Annotated in this window: 33 protein-coding genes; 32 read left to right on the forward strand and 1 reads right to left on the reverse strand. The window is 57.9% G+C overall.

All coding sequences use genetic code 11. From position 1 onward, the window contains the following. The 30 genes from HNQ72_RS00005 to HNQ72_RS00150 all read left to right on the forward strand — a co-directional run. A partial coding sequence (locus HNQ72_RS00005) for an EF-Tu C-terminal domain-related protein (protein WP_455423531.1) occupies window positions 1-267 on the forward strand: 267 nt, incomplete at its 5' end. Window positions 268-582: 315 nt separating this feature from the next. Beyond that, complete coding sequence (gene rpsJ / locus HNQ72_RS00010; protein WP_003507767.1) at window positions 583-891, forward strand: 30S ribosomal protein S10; 309 nt, start codon at window positions 583-585, stop codon at window positions 889-891. Window positions 892-923: 32 nt separating this feature from the next. Continuing rightward, window positions 924-1,565 (forward strand): 50S ribosomal protein L3, encoded by a 642-nt coding sequence (rplC, locus tag HNQ72_RS00015; RefSeq protein ID WP_183989034.1) that lies wholly within the window; start codon window positions 924-926, stop codon window positions 1,563-1,565. 13 nt (window positions 1,566-1,578) lie between these two features. Then, on the forward strand, window positions 1,579-2,199 hold the full coding sequence (gene rplD, locus HNQ72_RS00020; protein WP_148145294.1) for a 50S ribosomal protein L4: 621 nt from the start codon (window positions 1,579-1,581) through the stop codon (window positions 2,197-2,199). Further along, complete coding sequence (locus tag HNQ72_RS00025; protein WP_148145293.1) at window positions 2,196-2,489, forward strand: 50S ribosomal protein L23; 294 nt, start codon at window positions 2,196-2,198, stop codon at window positions 2,487-2,489. Before rplD ends, HNQ72_RS00025 begins: the two co-directional genes overlap by 4 nt. Before the next feature lie 11 nt (window positions 2,490-2,500). Next, window positions 2,501-3,334, forward strand: coding sequence for a 50S ribosomal protein L2 (gene rplB / locus HNQ72_RS00030; RefSeq protein WP_148145292.1), 834 nt, complete (start codon window positions 2,501-2,503; stop codon window positions 3,332-3,334). Window positions 3,335-3,350: 16 nt separating this feature from the next. Continuing rightward, window positions 3,351-3,629: a 30S ribosomal protein S19 gene (gene rpsS, locus HNQ72_RS00035; protein ID WP_112454903.1), complete on the forward strand. Its 279-nt coding sequence runs from the start codon at window positions 3,351-3,353 to the stop codon at window positions 3,627-3,629. A 2-nt stretch (window positions 3,630-3,631) separates the two neighbouring features. Then, window positions 3,632-4,021 carry a 50S ribosomal protein L22 gene (gene rplV, locus HNQ72_RS00040; RefSeq protein ID WP_183989035.1) on the forward strand — a complete coding sequence of 130 codons (390 nt, stop codon included), beginning with the start codon at window positions 3,632-3,634 and terminating at the stop codon, window positions 4,019-4,021. After that, a complete protein-coding gene (gene rpsC, locus HNQ72_RS00045) occupies window positions 4,021-4,755 on the forward strand; it encodes a 30S ribosomal protein S3 (RefSeq protein WP_148145291.1) in 735 nt (244 codons plus the stop codon). Before rplV ends, rpsC begins: the two co-directional genes overlap by 1 nt. 38 nt (window positions 4,756-4,793) lie before the next feature. Further along, the gene (gene rplP / locus HNQ72_RS00050; RefSeq protein WP_093000489.1) at window positions 4,794-5,207 is read left to right on the forward strand and encodes a 50S ribosomal protein L16; all 414 of its coding nucleotides are present in this window, start codon (window positions 4,794-4,796) and stop codon (window positions 5,205-5,207) included. Between the two features lie 12 nt (window positions 5,208-5,219). Further along, window positions 5,220-5,420: a 50S ribosomal protein L29 gene (rpmC, locus tag HNQ72_RS00055; RefSeq protein ID WP_148145290.1), complete on the forward strand. Its 201-nt coding sequence runs from the start codon at window positions 5,220-5,222 to the stop codon at window positions 5,418-5,420. An 11-nt stretch (window positions 5,421-5,431) separates the two neighbouring features. Next, the gene (rpsQ, locus tag HNQ72_RS00060) at window positions 5,432-5,668 is read left to right on the forward strand and encodes a 30S ribosomal protein S17 (protein WP_046792687.1); all 237 of its coding nucleotides are present in this window, start codon (window positions 5,432-5,434) and stop codon (window positions 5,666-5,668) included. 234 nt (window positions 5,669-5,902) lie between these two features. Continuing rightward, complete coding sequence (rplN, locus tag HNQ72_RS00065) at window positions 5,903-6,271, forward strand: 50S ribosomal protein L14 (protein ID WP_003495199.1); 369 nt, start codon at window positions 5,903-5,905, stop codon at window positions 6,269-6,271. Window positions 6,272-6,283: 12 nt separating this feature from the next. Then, window positions 6,284-6,592, forward strand: coding sequence for a 50S ribosomal protein L24 (gene rplX, locus HNQ72_RS00070; RefSeq protein ID WP_112510995.1), 309 nt, complete (start codon window positions 6,284-6,286; stop codon window positions 6,590-6,592). Then, window positions 6,585-7,142, forward strand: coding sequence for a 50S ribosomal protein L5 (gene rplE, locus HNQ72_RS00075; RefSeq protein ID WP_112510993.1), 558 nt, complete (start codon window positions 6,585-6,587; stop codon window positions 7,140-7,142). Before rplX ends, rplE begins: the two co-directional genes overlap by 8 nt. Before the next feature lie 33 nt (window positions 7,143-7,175). Further along, window positions 7,176-7,481, forward strand: coding sequence for a 30S ribosomal protein S14 (gene rpsN, locus HNQ72_RS00080; protein ID WP_112454897.1), 306 nt, complete (start codon window positions 7,176-7,178; stop codon window positions 7,479-7,481). A gap of 12 nt (window positions 7,482-7,493) precedes the next feature. Then, window positions 7,494-7,892, forward strand: a complete 399-nt coding sequence (gene rpsH, locus HNQ72_RS00085) for a 30S ribosomal protein S8 (RefSeq protein WP_112510991.1) — start codon at window positions 7,494-7,496, stop codon at window positions 7,890-7,892. 42 nt (window positions 7,893-7,934) lie between these two features. Further along, window positions 7,935-8,468: a 50S ribosomal protein L6 gene (gene rplF, locus HNQ72_RS00090; protein WP_148145288.1), complete on the forward strand. Its 534-nt coding sequence runs from the start codon at window positions 7,935-7,937 to the stop codon at window positions 8,466-8,468. Between the two features lie 12 nt (window positions 8,469-8,480). Then, window positions 8,481-8,843 (forward strand): 50S ribosomal protein L18, encoded by a 363-nt coding sequence (gene rplR, locus HNQ72_RS00095; RefSeq protein ID WP_112510987.1) that lies wholly within the window; start codon window positions 8,481-8,483, stop codon window positions 8,841-8,843. Between the two features lie 142 nt (window positions 8,844-8,985). Beyond that, a complete protein-coding gene (gene rpsE, locus HNQ72_RS00100) occupies window positions 8,986-9,555 on the forward strand; it encodes a 30S ribosomal protein S5 (RefSeq protein WP_183989036.1) in 570 nt (189 codons plus the stop codon). A gap of 14 nt (window positions 9,556-9,569) precedes the next feature. After that, window positions 9,570-9,779, forward strand: a complete 210-nt coding sequence (gene rpmD, locus HNQ72_RS00105; RefSeq protein WP_112510983.1) for a 50S ribosomal protein L30 — start codon at window positions 9,570-9,572, stop codon at window positions 9,777-9,779. 10 nt (window positions 9,780-9,789) lie between these two features. Continuing rightward, the gene (gene rplO, locus HNQ72_RS00110; protein WP_148145286.1) at window positions 9,790-10,269 is read left to right on the forward strand and encodes a 50S ribosomal protein L15; all 480 of its coding nucleotides are present in this window, start codon (window positions 9,790-9,792) and stop codon (window positions 10,267-10,269) included. 222 nt (window positions 10,270-10,491) lie between these two features. Next, window positions 10,492-11,832, forward strand: a complete 1,341-nt coding sequence (gene secY / locus HNQ72_RS00115) for a preprotein translocase subunit SecY (RefSeq protein WP_183989037.1) — start codon at window positions 10,492-10,494, stop codon at window positions 11,830-11,832. Further along, the gene (locus HNQ72_RS00120) at window positions 11,829-12,413 is read left to right on the forward strand and encodes an adenylate kinase (protein WP_139672176.1); all 585 of its coding nucleotides are present in this window, start codon (window positions 11,829-11,831) and stop codon (window positions 12,411-12,413) included. Before secY ends, HNQ72_RS00120 begins: the two co-directional genes overlap by 4 nt. 241 nt (window positions 12,414-12,654) lie before the next feature. After that, the gene (gene rpsM, locus HNQ72_RS00125) at window positions 12,655-13,023 is read left to right on the forward strand and encodes a 30S ribosomal protein S13 (protein WP_093000503.1); all 369 of its coding nucleotides are present in this window, start codon (window positions 12,655-12,657) and stop codon (window positions 13,021-13,023) included. A gap of 122 nt (window positions 13,024-13,145) precedes the next feature. After that, entirely contained in the window at window positions 13,146-13,535 is a 390-nt protein-coding gene (gene rpsK / locus HNQ72_RS00130) for a 30S ribosomal protein S11 (protein WP_007766864.1), read from the forward strand. Between the two features lie 173 nt (window positions 13,536-13,708). Next, a complete protein-coding gene (locus HNQ72_RS00135) occupies window positions 13,709-14,719 on the forward strand; it encodes a DNA-directed RNA polymerase subunit alpha (RefSeq protein ID WP_112510977.1) in 1,011 nt (336 codons plus the stop codon). 45 nt (window positions 14,720-14,764) lie between these two features. Then, the gene (gene rplQ / locus HNQ72_RS00140; protein WP_183989038.1) at window positions 14,765-15,190 is read left to right on the forward strand and encodes a 50S ribosomal protein L17; all 426 of its coding nucleotides are present in this window, start codon (window positions 14,765-14,767) and stop codon (window positions 15,188-15,190) included. Window positions 15,191-15,260: 70 nt separating this feature from the next. Beyond that, window positions 15,261-15,677: a ribosomal maturation YjgA family protein gene (locus HNQ72_RS00145; protein ID WP_183991169.1), complete on the forward strand. Its 417-nt coding sequence runs from the start codon at window positions 15,261-15,263 to the stop codon at window positions 15,675-15,677. A gap of 61 nt (window positions 15,678-15,738) precedes the next feature. Beyond that, window positions 15,739-16,317 (forward strand): DoxX family protein, encoded by a 579-nt coding sequence (locus HNQ72_RS00150; RefSeq protein WP_183989039.1) that lies wholly within the window; start codon window positions 15,739-15,741, stop codon window positions 16,315-16,317. A gap of 75 nt (window positions 16,318-16,392) precedes the next feature. On the opposite strand, the gene HNQ72_RS00155 is transcribed toward HNQ72_RS00150, so the two are convergent. Beyond that, complete coding sequence (locus tag HNQ72_RS00155) at window positions 16,393-17,268, reverse strand: DUF817 domain-containing protein (protein ID WP_183989040.1); 876 nt, start codon at window positions 17,266-17,268, stop codon at window positions 16,393-16,395. Window positions 17,269-17,395: 127 nt separating this feature from the next. Here HNQ72_RS00155 and HNQ72_RS00160 point away from each other — a divergent pair, with 127 nt between their 5' ends. Both HNQ72_RS00160 and HNQ72_RS00165 read left to right on the forward strand, forming a co-directional pair. Beyond that, window positions 17,396-17,851, forward strand: coding sequence for a DUF1801 domain-containing protein (locus HNQ72_RS00160; protein WP_183989041.1), 456 nt, complete (start codon window positions 17,396-17,398; stop codon window positions 17,849-17,851). A 9-nt stretch (window positions 17,852-17,860) separates the two neighbouring features. Next, on the forward strand, window positions 17,861-18,271 hold the full coding sequence (locus HNQ72_RS00165; RefSeq protein WP_183989042.1) for a DUF1801 domain-containing protein: 411 nt from the start codon (window positions 17,861-17,863) through the stop codon (window positions 18,269-18,271). Window position 18,272 lies beyond the last annotated feature (1 nt).

Genomic DNA, 18,272 nt, shown 5'->3' on the forward strand with positions numbered 1-18,272 from the left:
GCTGAAGCCTACATCCTGACGAAGGAAGAAGGCGGCCGTCATACTCCGTTCTTCACCAACTACCGTCCGCAGTTCTACTTCCGCACGACGGACGTTACCGGTATCGTTTCTCTGCCGGAAGGCACGGAAATGGTTATGCCTGGCGACAACGTCACGGTTGCTGTTGAACTGATCGTTCCGATCGCGATGGAAGAAAAGCTGCGCTTCGCTATCCGCGAAGGCGGCCGTACCGTCGGCGCCGGCATCGTCGCTTCGATCATCGAGTAATCGATTAGGGCAGGGCGGTATCCTCTGATACCGCCCGCTTCAATTTTTTTTAAGCAAGTGGCGGTTTGCGACTTGCTTATGACACAAAAACATAGCAAATGGCGCGCAAGCGTAATTTGCGCCTGCTTCGCTATGGCGGATGCAGGGAATTGCCCAGAATTTAAGGTGGGCCTTCGGGCCTGAAGACTGGAATGGGATGCCTGCTGGAAGCGGTGTCCTCTTCGATCTTTGAAACCGGTGATCCGCCTTAGGTAAACGAACAACCCGTGCCATCACGTTTGGTATCGGGAGAACAGAAAACAAGGATAACGTCGAATGAACGGCCAAAATATCCGCATTCGCCTTAAGGCATTCGATCACCGTATTCTCGACGCTTCTACGCGCGAGATCGTGTCGACGGCGAAGCGCACCGGAGCAAGTGTCCGGGGCCCCGTTCCGCTTCCGACCCGCATCGAGAAGTTTACGGTTAACCGGTCCCCCCACGTCGACAAAAAGAGCCGCGAGCAGTTCGAGATGCGCACGCATAAGCGCCTTCTCGATATCGTTGACCCGACACCGCAGACGGTGGACGCGCTGATGAAGCTCGACCTCGCCGCCGGCGTCGATGTTGAGATCAAGCTCTGAGAAATCAGAGCTGAGTTGGAAGGATTGAACCGATGCGTTCAGGTGTAATTGCACAGAAGATTGGGATGACCCGCGTCTATAACGACGCTGGTGAGCATATCCCGGTAACCGTATTGCGTCTCGACAGCTGCCAGGTCGTTGCACACCGCACCGTAGAGAAGAATGGCTATGTTGCTGTTCAGCTCGGTGCAGGCGTTGCCAAGGTGAAGAACACCTCCAAGGCGATGCGTGGCAACTTTGCTGCTGCAAACGTCGAGCCGAAGTCGAAGCTCGTAGAGTTTCGCGTTTCTGAAGACAACATGATCGAAGTCGGCACTGAGCTGAAGGCTGATCACTTCTCGGCCGGTCAGCTGGTCGACGTGACGGGTACTTCGATCGGTAAGGGCTTCGCCGGCGCCATGAAGCGCCACAACTTCGGCGGTCTGCGTGCGACCCACGGTGTATCCGTATCGCACCGTTCGCACGGTTCGACTGGTAACAACCAGGATCCGGGCAAGGTCTGGAAGGGCAAGCGCATGGCTGGTCACATGGGCCAGACGCGCGTCACCACCCAGAACCTCGAAGTCGTGTCCACCGATGAAGGCCGCGGCCTGATCCTCGTCAAGGGTGCCGTCCCCGGCTCCAAGGGCGCCTGGATCGAAGTTCGCGACGCCGTCAAGTCGGTTGCGAAGTAAGGGAGCCAGTATCATGGAATTCAACGTCAAGACCCTCGAAGGCAAAGACGCTGGCAAGGTTTCCCTGTCGGATGCGATCTTCGGCCTCGATCCCCGCGAGGACATCCTCGCTCGTATGGTCCGTTACCAGCTTGCAAAGAAGCAGCAGGGCACGCATCAGACACTGACCCGTGGCGAAGTTTCTCGCACCGGTTCGAAGATGTACAAGCAGAAGGGTACGGGCCGCGCTCGTCACCATTCGGCTCGCGCTCCGCAGTTCCGCGGTGGTGGTAAGGCTCATGGCCCGGTTTCCCGTAGCCACGCCTTCGATCTGCCGAAGAAGGTTCGCGCTCTGGCCCTGCGTCATGCTCTTTCCGCCAAGCTGAAGTCTGAAGATCTGATCGTTATCGACGATCTGGTTGCGACCGAAGCAAAGACCAAGGCTCTCGTCGGCACGTTCGCGTCGCTCGGCCTGACCAATGCTCTGGTTATCGGTGGCGCCGAGCTGGACAGCAACTTTAAGCTCGCAGCCCAGAACATCCCGAACATCGATGTTCTGCCGGTTCAGGGCATCAATGTTTACGACATCCTGCGTCGCGGCAAGCTCGTGCTTTCCAAGGCTGCGGTTGAAGCCCTCGAGGAGCGTTTCAAGTGACCGACATTCGCCACTATGATGTGATCGTATCTCCCTCGATCACCGAAAAGTCGACCCTTCTGTCTGAACAGAACCAGGTTGTCTTCAACGTTGCCAAGACTGCTTCGAAGCCTGAAATCAAGGCTGCCGTAGAAGCTCTCTTCGGTGTGAAGGTCACTGCCGTCAATACGCTGGTCCGTTTGGGCAAGACGAAGCGCTTCCGCGGCTTCATCGGTAAGCAGAAGGACGTCAAGAAGGCTATCGTCACCCTGGCCGAAGGTCAGACGATCGACGTCTCCACCGGTCTTTGAGGTAAGAAACAATGGCATTGAAAAGCTACAATCCGACGACCCCGAGCCAGCGTCAGCTGGTCATCGTCGACCGTTCGGGCCTGTGGAAGGGCAAGCCGGTCAAGGCGCTCACCGAGGGTCTCTCCAAGAGCGGCGGCCGTAACAACAACGGCCGTATCACCGCCCGCTTCATCGGCGGCGGTCACAAGCGTACCTACCGCCTGGTCGACTTCAAGCGTCGCAAGTTCGACGTTGAAGGCACGGTTGAGCGTCTGGAATACGACCCGAACCGCTCTGCATTCATCGCGCTCGTAACCTATACGGACGGCGAACAGGCCTACATCATCGCTCCGCAGCGCCTTGCTGCCGGCGACAAGGTCATCGCTTCCGACAAGGCTGTCGACGTCAAGCCCGGCAACACCATGCCGCTGCAGTACATTCCGGTTGGCTCGATCGTTCATAACGTCGAGATGAAGCCGGGCAAGGGTGGCCAGATCGCTCGTTCGGCTGGCACCTACGTACAGCTCGTCGGTCGTGATAGCGGCATGGCGATCCTTCGTCTGAACTCTGGCGAGCAGCGTCTCGTCCCGGGTTCCTGCCTCGCCTCGATTGGCGCTGTATCCAACCCGGATCACGGCAACATCAATGATGGCAAGGCCGGTCGCACCGTATGGCGTGGCAAGCGTCCGCATAACCGCGGCGTTGTCATGAACCCGGTCGACCACCCGCACGGCGGTGGTGAAGGTCGTACCTCGGGCGGCCGTCATCCGGTCTCGCCTTGGGGCAAGCCCACCAAGGGCAAGCGCACACGTTCGAACAAGTCCACGGACAAGTTCATCATGCGCTCGCGCCACGTGAAGAAGTAAGAGAGGAAGTCGTTCAATGGCTCGTTCAGTATGGAAAGGTCCGTTTGTTGACGGCTATCTTCTCGCCAAGGCTGAGAAGGTACGTGAAGGCGGCCGCAACGAAGTGATCAAGATGTGGAGCCGTCGCTCCACTATCCTGCCGCAGTTCGTCGGTCTCACCTTCGGCGTCTACAATGGCTCGAAGCACATCCCGGTTAATGTCAACGAAGACATGGTCGGTCACAAGTTCGGTGAATTCGCTCCCACCCGGACCTATTACGGTCACGGCGCGGACAAGAAAGCGAAGAGGAAGTAATCATGGCCAAGGCAAAGACCGAACGCCGGCTGAAGGAAAATGAAGCACAGGCAGTTGCCCGTACGCTTCGCGTCAGCCCGCAGAAGCTGAACCTGGTTGCCGCCATGATCCGCGGCAAGAAGGTAGAGCGCGCTCTCGCAGAACTCGAGTTCTCGCGCAAGCGCATCTCCGGCACGGTGAAGAAGACCCTCGAGTCTGCTATCGCCAACGCTGAAAACAACCATGACCTCGACGTCGACAGCCTGATCGTAGCGGAAGCTTACGTCGGCAAGTCGATCACCATGAAGCGTTTCCACGCTCGTGGTCGCGGCCGCGCATCGCGCATTGAAAAGCCGTTCGCGCATCTGACGATCGTCGTTCGCGAAGTCGAGGAAAAAGGGGAGGCCGCATAATGGGCCAGAAAATTAATCCGATCGGTTTCCGCCTCGGCATTAACCGCACCTGGGACAGCCGTTGGTTCGCCGATAACTCGGAATACGGCCAGCTGCTCCACGAAGACCTGAAGATCCGTGCATACCTCATGCAGGAACTGAAGCAGGCCGGTATCGCCAAGGTCGTCATCGAACGTCCGCACAAGAAGTGCCGCGTCACGATCCACTCGGCTCGCCCGGGTCTGATCATCGGCAAGAAGGGTGCAGACATCGAAAAGCTCCGCAAGAAGCTTTCCGAAATGACTTCCTCCGAAACGCACCTCAATATCGTTGAAGTTCGTAAGCCGGAAGTTGACGCGACGCTGGTTGCACAGTCGATCGCTCAGCAGCTCGAACGCCGCGTGGCTTTCCGCCGTGCGATGAAGCGCGCTGTTCAGTCCGCAATGCGTCTTGGCGCCGAAGGCATCAAGATCACCTGCGCCGGCCGTCTGGGTGGCGCGGAAATCGCTCGTACCGAATGGTACCGCGAAGGCCGCGTTCCGCTTCACACGCTGCGTGCAGACATCGACTACGGTACGGCTGAAGCCGAAACCGCATTCGGTATTTGCGGCATCAAGGTCTGGATCTTCAAGGGCGAAATCCTTGAGCACGATCCGATGGCTTCCGAACGTCGCGCGCTGGAAGGCGATGCGCAGGGTCCGGCAAGCCGCGACCGTGATCGTGGCGATCGTCGCCGCGAACGCGAAAACGCTTGATTATCGCTGGCGAAAGATAAGCTCGGAGAAGTAATAAAATGTTGCAGCCAAAGCGTACCAAGTACCGCAAACAGTTCAAGGGTCGCATCAAGGGTGTGGCCAAGGGCGGTTTTGATCTGGCATTCGGCGAATTCGGCCTGAAGGCTCAGGAACCGAACCGCGTGAACGCCCGCGAAATCGAAGCGGCTCGCCGCGCGATTACGCGTTACATGAAGCGCGCGGGTCGAGTATGGATCCGCGTCTTCCCTGACGTCCCGGTTACTGCAAAGCCCACCGAAGTTCGTATGGGTAAGGGTAAGGGTTCGGTTGAATACTGGGCTTGCAAGGTCAAGCCTGGTCGTATCATGTTCGAGATCGACGGCGTTTCGGAAGAAATCGCGCGCGAGGCACTTCGCCTCGGTTCTGCCAAGCTCTCGGTCACGACGCGCTTCGTTCAGCGCATCGCAGAGTAAGGAGAAGGCACGATGAAAGCCGAAGACGTACGCGGCCTCAGCGCCGACCAGCTCAAGGACAAGCTCGCCGAGCTCAAGAAGGAGCAGTTCAACCTGCGCTTCCAGAAGGCCACCGGCCAGCTCGAGAAGTCCTCGCGCATCACTGAAGTTCGCAAGGACATCGCTCGCGTGAAAACCATTGCCCGCCAGAAGGCGGCAGAAGCCAAGGCCTAAGGAAGAATAATATGCCAAAACGCATTCTGCAGGGCGTTGTCGTTTCCGACAAGAACGAAAAGACCGTTGTTGTCCGCGTCGAGCGCCGCTTCGCTCACCCTCTGCTTCAGAAGACCGTTCGCCGGTCCAAGAAGTACAAGGCCCATGACGAAAACAACCAGTACAAGGTTGGTGATGTCGTTTCCATCGAGGAATGCGCACCGATCTCCAAGGACAAGCGCTGGACGGTAATTGCCGCCCAGGCTTAAGAAGACCAGGAATTTCCGTCAGGCTATTGCGTCTGGCGGAGAATCCTGTATGAAGCACGCCACTGGCGTAGAACGCTCGGAAACGGGCGTTCTTTTGCTTTGAGCGCACGGAAGGTCCCTTTCAGGGAAACCACCTTGGCAAGACCCATCCCGCGCACACTGAAAATCTGTTCATAGCCGGCATCACGCGCTTCGGTGTGTGGTGTTCCGGTCATTAGAAAAAGGCGACCTGACATGATTCAGATGCAAACAAACCTCGACGTGGCGGATAATTCCGGCGCACGTCGTGTCATGTGCATCAAGGTGCTGGGCGGCTCCAAGCGCAAGTACGCTTCGGTCGGCGACATTATCGTCGTTTCGATCAAGGAAGCTATTCCGCGCGGCCGCGTGAAGAAGGGCGACGTGATGAAGGCGGTTGTTGTGCGTACCGCTAAAGACATCCGTCGCGCCGACGGCAGCGTCATCCGCTTCGATAACAACGCAGCGGTTCTCATCGACAACAAGAAAGAGCCGATCGGCACCCGTATCTTCGGACCGGTTCCGCGCGAACTTCGCGCCAAGAACCACATGAAGATCATCTCGCTGGCTCCAGAAGTACTGTAAGGAGCGGGACCCATGCAGAAGATCAAGAAGGGCGACAACGTCGTCATCCTCGCCGGCAAGGACAAGGGCCGTACCGGTGAAGTTCTCCAGGTTCTGCCGAAGGAAGACCGTGCGGTCGTCCGCGGTATCAACATGGTGAAGCGCCACCAGCGTCAGACCCAGACGCAGGAAGCTGGCATCATCAACAAGGAAGCATCCATCCATCTGTCGAACGTCGCGATCGTGGCGAAAGACGGCAAGCCGACCCGCGTTGGCTTCTCTGTCGTCGACGGTAAGAAGGTGCGTGTAGCCAAGCGTACGGGAGATGTCATCGATGGCTGAGGCAAATTACGAGCCGCGGCTCAAGGTCGAATACACCACCCGCATCCGCGCAGCACTTCAGGAACAGTTCTCGTTCGCTAACGAGATGATGATCCCGAAGATGGACAAGATTGTCATCAACATGGGCGTGGGCGAGGCAACTGCCGACTCCAAGAAGCCTACTGTTGCTGCAGCCGACCTTGCTGCGATCGCTGGCCAGAAGCCGGTTATCACGCGCGCCCGCAACTCGATTGCAGGCTTCAAGGTTCGCGAACAGATGCCGATCGGCGCGAAGGTTACCCTCCGCGGCGCCCGCATGTATGAATTCATGGATCGCCTGGTCAACATCGCGCTTCCGCGCGTTCGCGACTTCCGCGGCCTGAACCCGAAGTCCTTTGATGGTCGTGGCAACTTCGCCATGGGCCTCAAGGAGCACATTGTGTTCCCGGAAATCAACTACGACAAGGTTGATCAGATGTGGGGCATGGACATCATCGTTTGCACGACGGCTACGAACGACGACGAAGCACGGGCTCTTCTGAAAGAGTTCAACTTCCCGTTCCGTGCGTAACCGTAACGACGAGCGTTAAAAAGGAACTACGATATGGCGAAGACCAGCGCAGTTGAAAAGAACAAGCGCCGCCGCAAGACGGTCGCCGACCATGCTGCCAAGCGCGCAGCATTGAAGGCAACCATCATGAACCAGGAGCTTCCGATCGAAGAACGGTTCAAGGCAACTATCAAGCTCGCTTCCCTGCCGCGCGATGGCTCGAAGACGCGTATCCGCAACCGTTGCGAAGTCACCGGTCGCCCGCGCGCTTTCTATCGCAAGCTCAAGATGTCGCGTATCGCGCTTCGTGAGCTCGGCAACCTCGGCAAGGTGCCGGGTATTGTTAAGTCGAGCTGGTAAGGAGATCGTTCGATGACCATGACTGATCCCTTGGGCGATATGCTCACCCGTATCCGCAACGGCGCTTCCCGCCGCAAGAACTCCGTCACGACGCCGGCTTCGCGCCTGCGCGCTCGTGTTCTGGATGTTCTGCAGGCTGAAGGCTACATCCGCGGCTACACCCAGACCGATTTCGGCAACGGCAAGTCCGAGATTGAAATCGAACTGAAGTACTACGAAGGTGCGTCCGTGATCCGTGAGATCGGCCGCGTCTCCAAGCCGGGCCGCCGAGTTTATGTCTCGGTTAAGTCCATTCCGCAGGTCGCGAACGGCCTCGGCATCACCATCCTTTCGACCCCGAAGGGCGTGATGGCCGATCACCAGGCTCGCGAACAGAACGTAGGCGGCGAGGTTCTTTGCTCGGTCTTCTAAGACTGGGCAAGGATCTCCATAACGGACAGACAGGATAACAAAATGTCTCGTATCGGTAAAAAGCCCGTTCCGGTTCCTGCAGGCGTTACGGCTTCGGTCGAAGGCCAGAAGATCACCGCGAAGGGCCCGAAGGGCGAACTTCACTTCGTTGCTAATGACGAAGTCAAGGTTGAGCTGAATGACAACGCCGTTTCGGTGACCCCGGTCAACGATTCCAAGGATGCTCGTTCCAAGTGGGGCATGTCCCGCACGATGGTCGAGAACATCTTCAAGGGCGTTAAGGACGGTTACGAGCGCAAGCTCGAAATCAACGGCGTTGGTTACCGCGCAGCCATGCAGGGCAAGAACCTGCAGCTGGCTCTCGGTTTCTCCCACGACGTAGTCTACGAAGCCCCTGAGGGCATCACCATTGCCGTGCCGAAGCCGACGGAAATCATCGTCTCCGGCATCAACAAGCAGCAGGTCGGTCAGGTTGCCGCGGAAATCCGCGAATACCGTGGTCCCGAGCCCTACAAGGGCAAAGGCGTCAAGTACGCCGAGGAACGGATCGTCCGCAAGGAAGGCAAGAAGAAGTAAGGACGCGGAACAATGGCTACTCGTAAAGAAGCACTCACCAAGCGTGCGAGCCGTGTTCGCCGCCAGATCAAGAAGGTCGCTAACGGCCGTCCGCGTCTGTCGGTTCACCGCTCGTCCAAGAACATCTACGTACAGGTCATCGACGATGTGGCCGGCCGCACGCTTGCAGCCGCTTCCACGCTCGACGCCGACCTGCGCAAGTCGCTGAAGACCGGCGCGGACGTTGCAGCAGCTGCTGCCGTCGGCAAGCTGGTTGCAGAGCGCGCCTCCAAGGCTGGCGTGAAGGAAGTCGTGTTCGATCGCGGCGCCTTCATCTACCACGGCCGCATCAAGGCACTTGCTGAAGCTGCCCGCGAAGGCGGTCTGAGCTTCTAATAAATTTTCGCCCGGTCTTCCCTTGATAGGGGGAGGCCGGGCGAAATGCGGTTTCTCCGCACCATCCGGCCATTCTCGAAAGATAGGGGCCGGATTATCTGCAACCTGCCGTTCTACCCGCAAAAGAAAAAGGACAAGGACAATGGCACAGGAAAGAAAGGGCCAGCGCGAAGATCGCCAGGCCCGTGAAGAGCGCGATAGCGAATTCGTCGACAAGCTGGTCGCGATCAACCGCGTCGCCAAGGTCGTTAAGGGCGGCCGTCGTTTCGGTTTTGCTGCTCTCGTCGTCGTCGGCGACCAGAAGGGCCGCGTTGGCTTCGGTCATGGCAAGGCACGCGAAGTGCCGGAAGCAATCCGCAAGGCAACCGAGTCCGCCAAGCGCGACCTGATCTTCGTACCGCTACGCGACGGCCGTACGCTGCATCATGACGTTCATGGCCGTCACGGCGCCGGCAAGGTTCTGCTGCGCTCCGCCAAGGCTGGTACCGGTATCATCGCCGGTGGCCCGATGCGTGCAGTTTTCGAAACCCTCGGCATGCACGACGTTGTTGCAAAGTCGACCGGTTCGTCGAACCCGTACAACATGATCCGTGCGACGTTTGACGCTCTCAAGCACCAGGTGCATCCGAAGGACATCGCAGCTCAGCGCGGCTTGAAATACGCCACGCTTCAGGCTCGCCGTGCCGCTTCCGGCAATGCATCGGAAGAATAAGAGGAGTCTGACCCATGGCTAAGGCTACGAAGAAGACTGAAGCAAAGACGGTTACGGTCGAACAGATCGGATCGCCTATTCGCCGTCCGGCTATCCAGCGCGCAACGCTGGTTGGTCTGGGCCTCAACAAGATGCACCGGGTAAGCACGCTGGAAGATACGCCTTCCGTTCGTGGCATGATCCGGGCCGTCCAGCATCTCGTCCGCGTCGTCGACGAGAAGTGAGGGTTTGATCATGAAACTGAATGAGATCAAGGACAACGAAGGTTCGTCCAAGGACCGTATCCGCGTAGGTCGCGGTATCGGTTCCGGCAAGGGCAAGACCGGTGGTCGCGGCGTCAAGGGGCAGAAGGCTCGTTCTGGCGTTGCCATCAACGGCTTCGAAGGCGGTCAGATGCCAATCTACCGTCGCCTGCCGAAGCGCGGCTTCAACAACATCTTCGCTTCTGAATACGTCACCGTTTCGGTTGGCCGTATCCAGACCGCGATCGATGCTGGCAAGCTCGACGCCAAGGCAACGGTTGATGCAGCAGCTCTCAAGGCTGCCGGCGTTATTCGTCGCGAAAAGGACGGCGTTCGCGTTCTGTCCGATGGCGAACTGAAGGCAAAGCTGACGATCGAAGTTGCCGGTGCCTCCAAGGCTGCCGTCGAAAAGATCGAAAAGGCTGGTGGCTCTATCAAGCTGCTCGTCGTTGCGGAAACTGCCGCAGAGTAAAACGTTTAAAATCGCCCAGTGTGAGCTTCACACCGGGCGATTTTATGTCCATATGTGAGCCTCACGATTTGGCGGCCCCGATGGGCGCCGATCACATGAAAACAGGGTGAGGCACCCGATTGCTCCCGCAATCTCCGCGCCCGGTTTTTTGAACCAGAATTTGCGACTGCTTTCCTGACCAGGCATTTTGCGCCCGGGGAAAGTGATCGGGCGGAGAAACGCATGGCGTCTGCAGCGGAACAACTTGCCTCTAATCTCAATTTTTCAACCTTCGCCAAGGCAGAGGATCTCAAGAAGCGGCTGTGGTTTACCCTTGCTGCTCTCCTCGTTTACCGCCTCGGCACGCATATTCCGCTTCCGGGCCTCAACCCAGAAGCCTATGCGCAGGCCTTCCGCGGCCAGGCCGGCGGTATCCTTGGCCTCTTCAACATGTTTGCCGGTGGCGCTGTCGAGCGCATGGCGATCTTCGCACTCGGCATCATGCCGTATATCTCCGCGTCGATCATCGTGCAGCTGATGACCTCGGTTGTTCCTTCGCTTGAGAATCTCAAGAAGGAAGGCGAGGCCGGCCGCAAGATCATCAACCAGTACACCCGCTACGGCACGGTGATTCTCGGCACGCTCCAGGCCTACGGCATTGCTGCCGGCCTCGAGAGCGGGCAGGGCATCGTCAACGATCCCGGCATGTTCTTCCGCCTGTCGACCGTGGTCACGCTTCTTGGCGGTACCATGTTCCTGATGTGGCTGGGTGAACAGATCACCTCGCGCGGTATCGGTAACGGCATTTCGCTGATCATCTTCGCAGGTATCGCCGCTGGCCTCCCGACGGCTCTCGCCGGCACGCTGGAACTCGGTCGTACCGGCGCTCTGTCGACCGGCCTCATCCTCGCCGTCATCCTCGTCGCGATCTTCGTTATTGCCTTGATCGTCTTCGTCGAGCGTGCCCAGCGTCGCCTTCTGATCCAGTATCCGAAGCGCCAAGTCGGCAACCGCATGTTCCAGGGCGATACCTCGCACCTGCCGCTCAAGCTCAACACGTCCGGTGTTATTCCGGCGATCTTTGCCTCGTCGCTGCTGCTTCTCCCCGCAACGGCTGCCGGCTTCGCGGGCAATTCCGACCTGCCTGCATGGGCAACCGCTGCTATTGCTGCCCTCGGCCATGGCCAGCCGCTGTTCATGCTGCTGTATGGACTGCTGATCGCCTTCTTTGCCTTCTTCTACACGGCCATCGTCTTCAATCCGAAGGATACGGCCGACAACCTGAAGAAACACGGTGGTTTCATTCCGGGCATCCGTCCGGGCGAACGGACCGCCGAATATATTGACTATGTACTGACCCGCATCACAGTTATCGGTGCGATCTACCTCGTGTTCGTCTGCATTCTGCCAGAGTTTCTGATCGCCCGTACGGGCGTGCCATTAGCCCTTGGTGGTACTTCGCTTTTGATTGTTGTCAGTGTAACCCTCGATACGGTCGCACAGATTCAAGGACATCTCATTGCGCAGCAGTATGAGGGTCTGATCAAGAAGTCGAAGCTGCGCGGAGGAAAGAGGGGACGATGAGACTTATATTCTTGGGGCCACCCGGCGCCGGTAAGGGTACGCAGGCAAAGCTGCTGACTGAGAAATATGGTATTCCGCAGCTTTCCACGGGTGACATGCTTCGTGCCGCCAAGGAAGCAGGAACCGAGATCGGTCTGAAGGCGAAGGCGGTCATGGATGCCGGCCAGCTGGTGTCCGATGATATCGTCAATGCCATCGTCGCCGAGCGTATCGATCTGGACGACTGTTCGAATGGCTTCATCCTGGATGGCTATCCGCGCACCGTGCCCCAGGCCATCGCGCTGGAAAAGATGCTTCAGGACAAGGGCTGCCCTCTGGATGCAGTCATTGAACTGAAGGTGGACGAGGGGGCCTTGATGGGCCGAATCGAAAACCGTGTGGCCGAAACCATTGCCGCTGGCGGCAAGGTTCGCGCTGACGATATGCCGGAGGCTTTCAAGAAGCGTCTGGTCGAATATCGTGAAAAGACTGCTCCGCTCTCGGCTCATTACGAATCGACCGGTCAGTTGAAGACGATCGACGGCATGGCTGACGTGAAGGCCGTGACCGCCGAAATCGAAAAGACACTGTCGGCTCTTTGAGCTGTCATAGGTCTGTTAAAGAATCTCGGGCTCGGCGGTTGCAATCCAACGCTGATTCCGTTAAACACCGCGCCAACTCGCGACAGATTTGAGCGATTGGCGCGGATTTCCGCAAGGATATCCGGGGCTGGTCGTTTTGACCTGTCTCGTTTGGTGTTGTTGAACTGGTGGCCTTGATCAGGCTGCTATCATGGAAGAAGTACCGCTTGCCGGACGGCAACCGGAACGAAGGAGAATAGACGTGGCACGTATCGCTGGCGTCAACATCCCGACTGCGAAGCGCGTTGTTATCGCGCTGACCTACATTCACGGGATCGGCCCGAAATTTGCGCAGGAAATCATGGACAAGGTCGGTCTTCCGGCTGAAAAGCGCGTCCATCAGCTGACGGACTCTGAAATCCTTCAGATCCGCGAAACCATCGACCGCGACTACGCTGTCGAAGGTGACCTTCGTCGCGAAACCGCGATGAACATCAAGCGTCTTATGGACCTCGGTTGCTACCGTGGCCTGCGTCACCGTCGTGGCCTTCCGGTCCGCGGTCAGCGCACCCACACCAACGCTCGTACCCGCAAGGGTCCGGCTAAGGCAATCGCCGGTAAGAAGAAGTAATCTAGAGGCGTTAGCCAATAGGCAGTGGAGATCAGCTCTGTTGCCTGCTGCCTAAGTCTTACTGCCTCTCAAGGTGGAGCCGCTGGAACTACGGCGGTGCAGAGATCAACGAAAGGGATAAAATGGCCAAGGAAGCCACCCGCGTTCGTCGTCGCGAACGCAAGAATATCACGTCGGGCGTTGCCCACGTCAATTCTACCTTCAACAACACCATGATCACCATCACCGACGCGCAGGGCAATGCTATTGCCTGGTCGTCTGCCGGTGCAAAGGGCTTCAAGGGTTCGCGTAAGTCGACCCCGTTTGCTGCTCAGATCGCCGCTGAAGACTGCGCCAAGAAGGCTCAGGAACACGGCATGAAGTCGCTCGAAGTCGAAGTTTGCGGTCCGGGTTCCGGCCGTGAATCGGCTCTGCGCGCTCTCCAGGCTGCCGGTTTCATGATCACTTCCATCCGCGACGTCACGCCGATCCCGCACAACGGCTGCCGCCCGCGCAAGAAGCGCCGCGTCTAATGGACGTATTGGGGCTCGCTTTTCAAGCGAGTGCCATCTGAACTCGGGGTTAGCCGCTTTGTCTCCTGCAGGAGCCGAGGCGGCTTTCACCGTATCGCCGGAGGGTTACTTTCGGTGTTCCTCGTGCTCGGTTGCCACGATTGGATGGTGGCAACGAACGGAAGGTATAGGTCATGATCCAGAAGAACTGGCAGGAACTGATTAAGCCGAACAAGGTGGAGTTCACCTCGTCCGGTCGTACCAAGGCAACGCTTGTTGCTGAACCTCTTGAGCGCGGCTTCGGCCTGACGCTCGGCAACGCGCTTCGCCGCGTGCTTTTGTCGTCGCTTCGCGGTGCAGCCGTTACGGCTGTCCAGATCGACGGCGTCCTGCATGAGTTCTCCTCTATCCCGGGCGTTCGGGAAGATGTGACGGACATCGTGCTCAACATCAAGGAAATCGCCATCAAGATGGACGGCGATGACCCGAAGCGCATGGTCGTGCGCAAGCAGGGCCCTGGTGCCGTTACCGCTGGTGATATCCAGACGGTTGGCGACATCGAGATCCTGAACCCCGACCACGTGATCTGCACGCTGGATGACGGCGCTGAGATCCGCATGGAATTCACGGTCAACAACGGCAAGGGTTATGTCCCGGCCGAGCGTAACCGTGCAGAGGATGCCCCGATCGGCCTTATCCCGGTCGACAGCCTCTACTCGCCGGTCAAGAAAGTGTCCTACAAGGTGGAAAACACCCGCGAAGGCCAGGTTCTCGACTACGACAAGCTGACCATGACTATCGAAACCGATGGTTCGGTCACGGGTGAAGACGCCGTAGCCTTCGCCGCACGCATTCTTCAGGACCAGCTGTCGGTCTTCGTCAACTTCGACGAGCCGCAGAAGGAACAGGAAGAGGAATCCGTCACTGAACTCGCGTTCAACCCGGCGCTCCTCAAGAAGGTCGACGAACTGGAACTTTCCGTCCGTTCGGCCAACTGCCTGAAGAACGACAACATCGTTTATATCGGCGACCTCATCCAGAAGACCGAGGCGGAAATGCTCCGCACTCCTAACTTTGGTCGCAAGTCGCTGAACGAGATCAAGGAAGTTCTGGCATCCATGGGCCTCCATCTTGGTATGGAAGTTCCTGCATGGCCGCCGGAAAACATCGAAGATCTCGCTAAGCGTTACGAAGACCAATACTAACTAATCATACTGCAGGCGAATGCCTGCAAGTGAAGGAGACCAGATATGCGCCACGCAAAAGCCGGCCGTAAGCTTAACCGCACCGCAAGCCACCGCAAGGCTATGTTCACCAACATGGCTGCATCGCTCATCACCCATGAGCAGATCGTAACCACCCTGCCGAAGGCGAAGGAAATTCGCCCGATCGTCGAGAAGCTCGTAACTCTCGGCAAGCGCGGCGATCTGCACGCTCGTCGTCAGGCGATCTCGCAGGTTCAGGACCAGGACGCTGTCAAGAAGCTGTTCGACGTCATCGCTTCCCGTTACGCAACCCGCAACGGCGGCTACCTGCGTATCATGAAGGCTGGCTACCGTCAGGGCGACAACGCTCCGCTCGCAGTCATCGAGTTCGTTGAACGCGACGTCACTGCCAAGGGCGCTGCCGACAAGGCTCGCGCTGCTGCTGAAGCAGACGCTGCAGAAGCTGCATAATTTTCGATCTTCGATCGCAAATTTGAAAAGCCGGGTGGAAACGCCCGGCTTTTTCATTTCTGGAGATGGCATGACAGGTGGAAGGTGGATGCTGAGGGCTCGGTTGCAAAGACTGCTGTGTGTCGGCGCGGTTATTGTCGCCGGACTTGCACTTCGCGGTTTTGGTTATGACTTGGGCCTGCCTTTCAGCGTCGTGAAATATGGCGGTTCTCTTCTTTGGGGCTGCATGGTTTTTCTGCTGGTGGCAGCTGCCATCGTGTCCCGCCGCGTGGCCATCATGGCCGCAATTGCACTGGCGATAGCCGTTTCTGTCGAGTTCTCCCGACTTTACCAGACCCCGGCTCTCGACGAATTTCGCCTGACTCTGGCAGGAAAGCTTCTGCTCGGCCGGGTATTCTCGCTCTGGAATATTGTCGCCTATGCCGCGGGCATCGGATTGGGCATGGCAATCGAGATGCGGCTGCATTTTCTTGACCGGAATCAATGATGAAGCGCAAGGAAGGCGTAGCGTCGGAACATATCAACCAGTGGGGTTGTGAGGGACGACAATGGCATACACACCCGTATTTGAGAACGAACGTAAAGATTTGATAATTCCCGCCCTTGGCGGCTTTTACGAGAAGATTGCCCAGCCTATGGCCTGGAGCATCTTTCGCCTGGCCGTCGGCGGCATGCTGGTTCTGGAAGGCTGGCCGAAGCTGATGGCTCCCCTCGCGCAAGTCGGTTTCGTCGAGAATCTCGGCTTTTATCCCGGCTGGCTCTGGTCGCCGGTGCTTGCACTGATCCAGGTCGTCGGCGGTATTCTGATCGCAGTCGGACTTTTCACGCGGCCAGCCGCGCTGGCAAGCGGCGTGATGCTGGCAATCACCCTCTGGTTCCACTTCGCCCATCCCTATGGCGACGCGCTTCTGACGCAGGCAGGCATTGATGCGGTGAAGGCTGGTGGCGATCTGTTCACGCCGAACGGCGTGGCGCGTCTTACCGATGGAGGCGCAAAGTTCCTGCATCAGGTTCAGGAAAAGGCCGAGCAGGATTCGCTCTTCTGGACCGGAGGCGCCTTCCTCTTCGCAGCCTTTGGCGGCGGTTACCTGTCGCTGGACAGGCTTCTGTTCAAGAAGCAGTTCTGAACACCCATCGAATTCGATTATTTAGGAAAGGCCGGAGCCATTGGCACCGGCCTTTCCGCATGTCTGCCATCGGCTTCATTCCGGAACGTGGATGCGCCGCTTTATATGTTTCAGATGAGCGACAATGGTGAAGGTCATGATCACCAGCAGCGACCAGGAACTCCATTTGCCGATATGCACGGCGGACCAGGCTCCGATCTGGTTGGGATAGCTCCAGATGCCGAAGAAGGTCGAGATGTTTTCCGCCAGCCAGATGAAGAAGCCGATCAGCACAAAGGCGAGGAGGAGCGGCATTTTCCGAACGCGATCATAGGGTTTGAAGGTGACGGTAGTGCGGGCGTAAAGTCCGAGTGCGCATGCCGCGATATACCAGCGATAATCCCCGATGAAATGATGAGTGAAGAAATTGGCATATATGGCAAGAGCGACAAGGGTCGCCATCCAGTAGCTCGGATGATGGGTGATGCGCAGGTCGAACAGGCGCCATGCCTGGATGATATAGCTGCCGACGGCTGCATACATGAAGCCGGAAAATAGCGGTACGCCGAGAACTTTGGTATAGGCGAAATCCGGATAGGACCAGGACTGGATGCTGCCGGAGGTCTTAAACACTTCCAGTGCAAAACCGACGACATGAAACAGGCCGATGGCCTTCGCCTCATCCCAGGTCTCCAGTCTGCTCCAGATCATGAAGAACTGGATCGCAAGCGCGATGACGAGCAGCACATCGTAGCGCGGCAATCCCAGAAACCCTGCTTTGGGCACCAGAAAGATCGAGACGAAGAAAAGCCCGGCAAACAGGCAGGCCCGTGCTTCCTTGATGCCGAAATAGAGGAATTCGACCACGAATCGGGTCAGCCCGCGTAATTCGCCCCATGGGCGCAGATCGCAGAGATAGACATCCAGAACCGAAAGTCGCCCCCCAGTCGCTACCGCATCTGTCGTCGTCATTGATGTGTTCCCCGTCTCGCGCCGGGAATGGAACTTGTGAATGGGGCGCTGTCAAGACGAGCGGCCCGGGAGCGCAAGGGGATAATGGTGGACCACACGCGCTCGGGCCCTATTATGGTAAAAGCTGATGGGTATGGAGGAGTTCGATATCATGACCGGCAAAGCCATGCCCAAACCCACGGAGCCGAAACTCCTGTCCGGCGGCAATCCCCAGATCGCCAAGGGCTATGGGAACGAACCGGTTCGGGCCTATATTGCCGCGATGCCTGGCTGGAAAAGCGAGGTTGGGCGAAAACTCGACGCGCTTGTCGAGCATTGCGTTCCCAATGTCGCCAAGGCGGTGAAATGGAACACACCCTTGTACGGGATAGAAGGGCAGGGCTGGTTTCTCGGTCTTCACTGCTTCAAAAGATACGTAAAACTGACTTTCTTTCGCGGCTCATCGCTGGATCCTGTTCCACCGGAAAATTCTAAAACACCCGAGACGCGTTATTTCCATATTCACGAGACTGACGAGTGGACCGAGGCGCAGCTCGAAACGTGGATCAGGCAGGCAAGCGCGCTGCCCGGCGAAAAACTTTAGGATGATGCCATGGACGAAGATGCCGAAGGCGGGACGCAGGATGCCTCCCTTTTGATCGATCAACGCATAGCGGAGCTCGACGACTGGCGCGGAGAGATGCTCGCTCATGTCCGGGCCCTCATCCACAAGGCTGTTCCCGATATCGCAGAGACATGGAAATGGCGTGGGGTACCCGTCTGGGAAAAGGACGGCATCATCTGCACCGGCGAAACCTATAAGGCGGTCGTCAAGCTGACCTTCGCCAAGGGTGCTTCTGTCGAGGATCCGTCCGGGCTTTTCAACGCCAGCCTCGAAGGCAATGCCCGCCGGGCAATCGACCTGCGCGAAGGGGAGACGATTGATGAGCAAGCCTTCATGGTGCTGATCCGCACTGCGGCGGTGCTGAATACCACAAGGATGAAGGCGAAAAGCCGCTCCTGAT

It is taken from the genome of Aliirhizobium wenxiniae, assembly GCF_014201355.1.
Classification (GTDB): domain Bacteria; phylum Pseudomonadota; class Alphaproteobacteria; order Rhizobiales; family Rhizobiaceae; genus Neorhizobium; species Neorhizobium wenxiniae.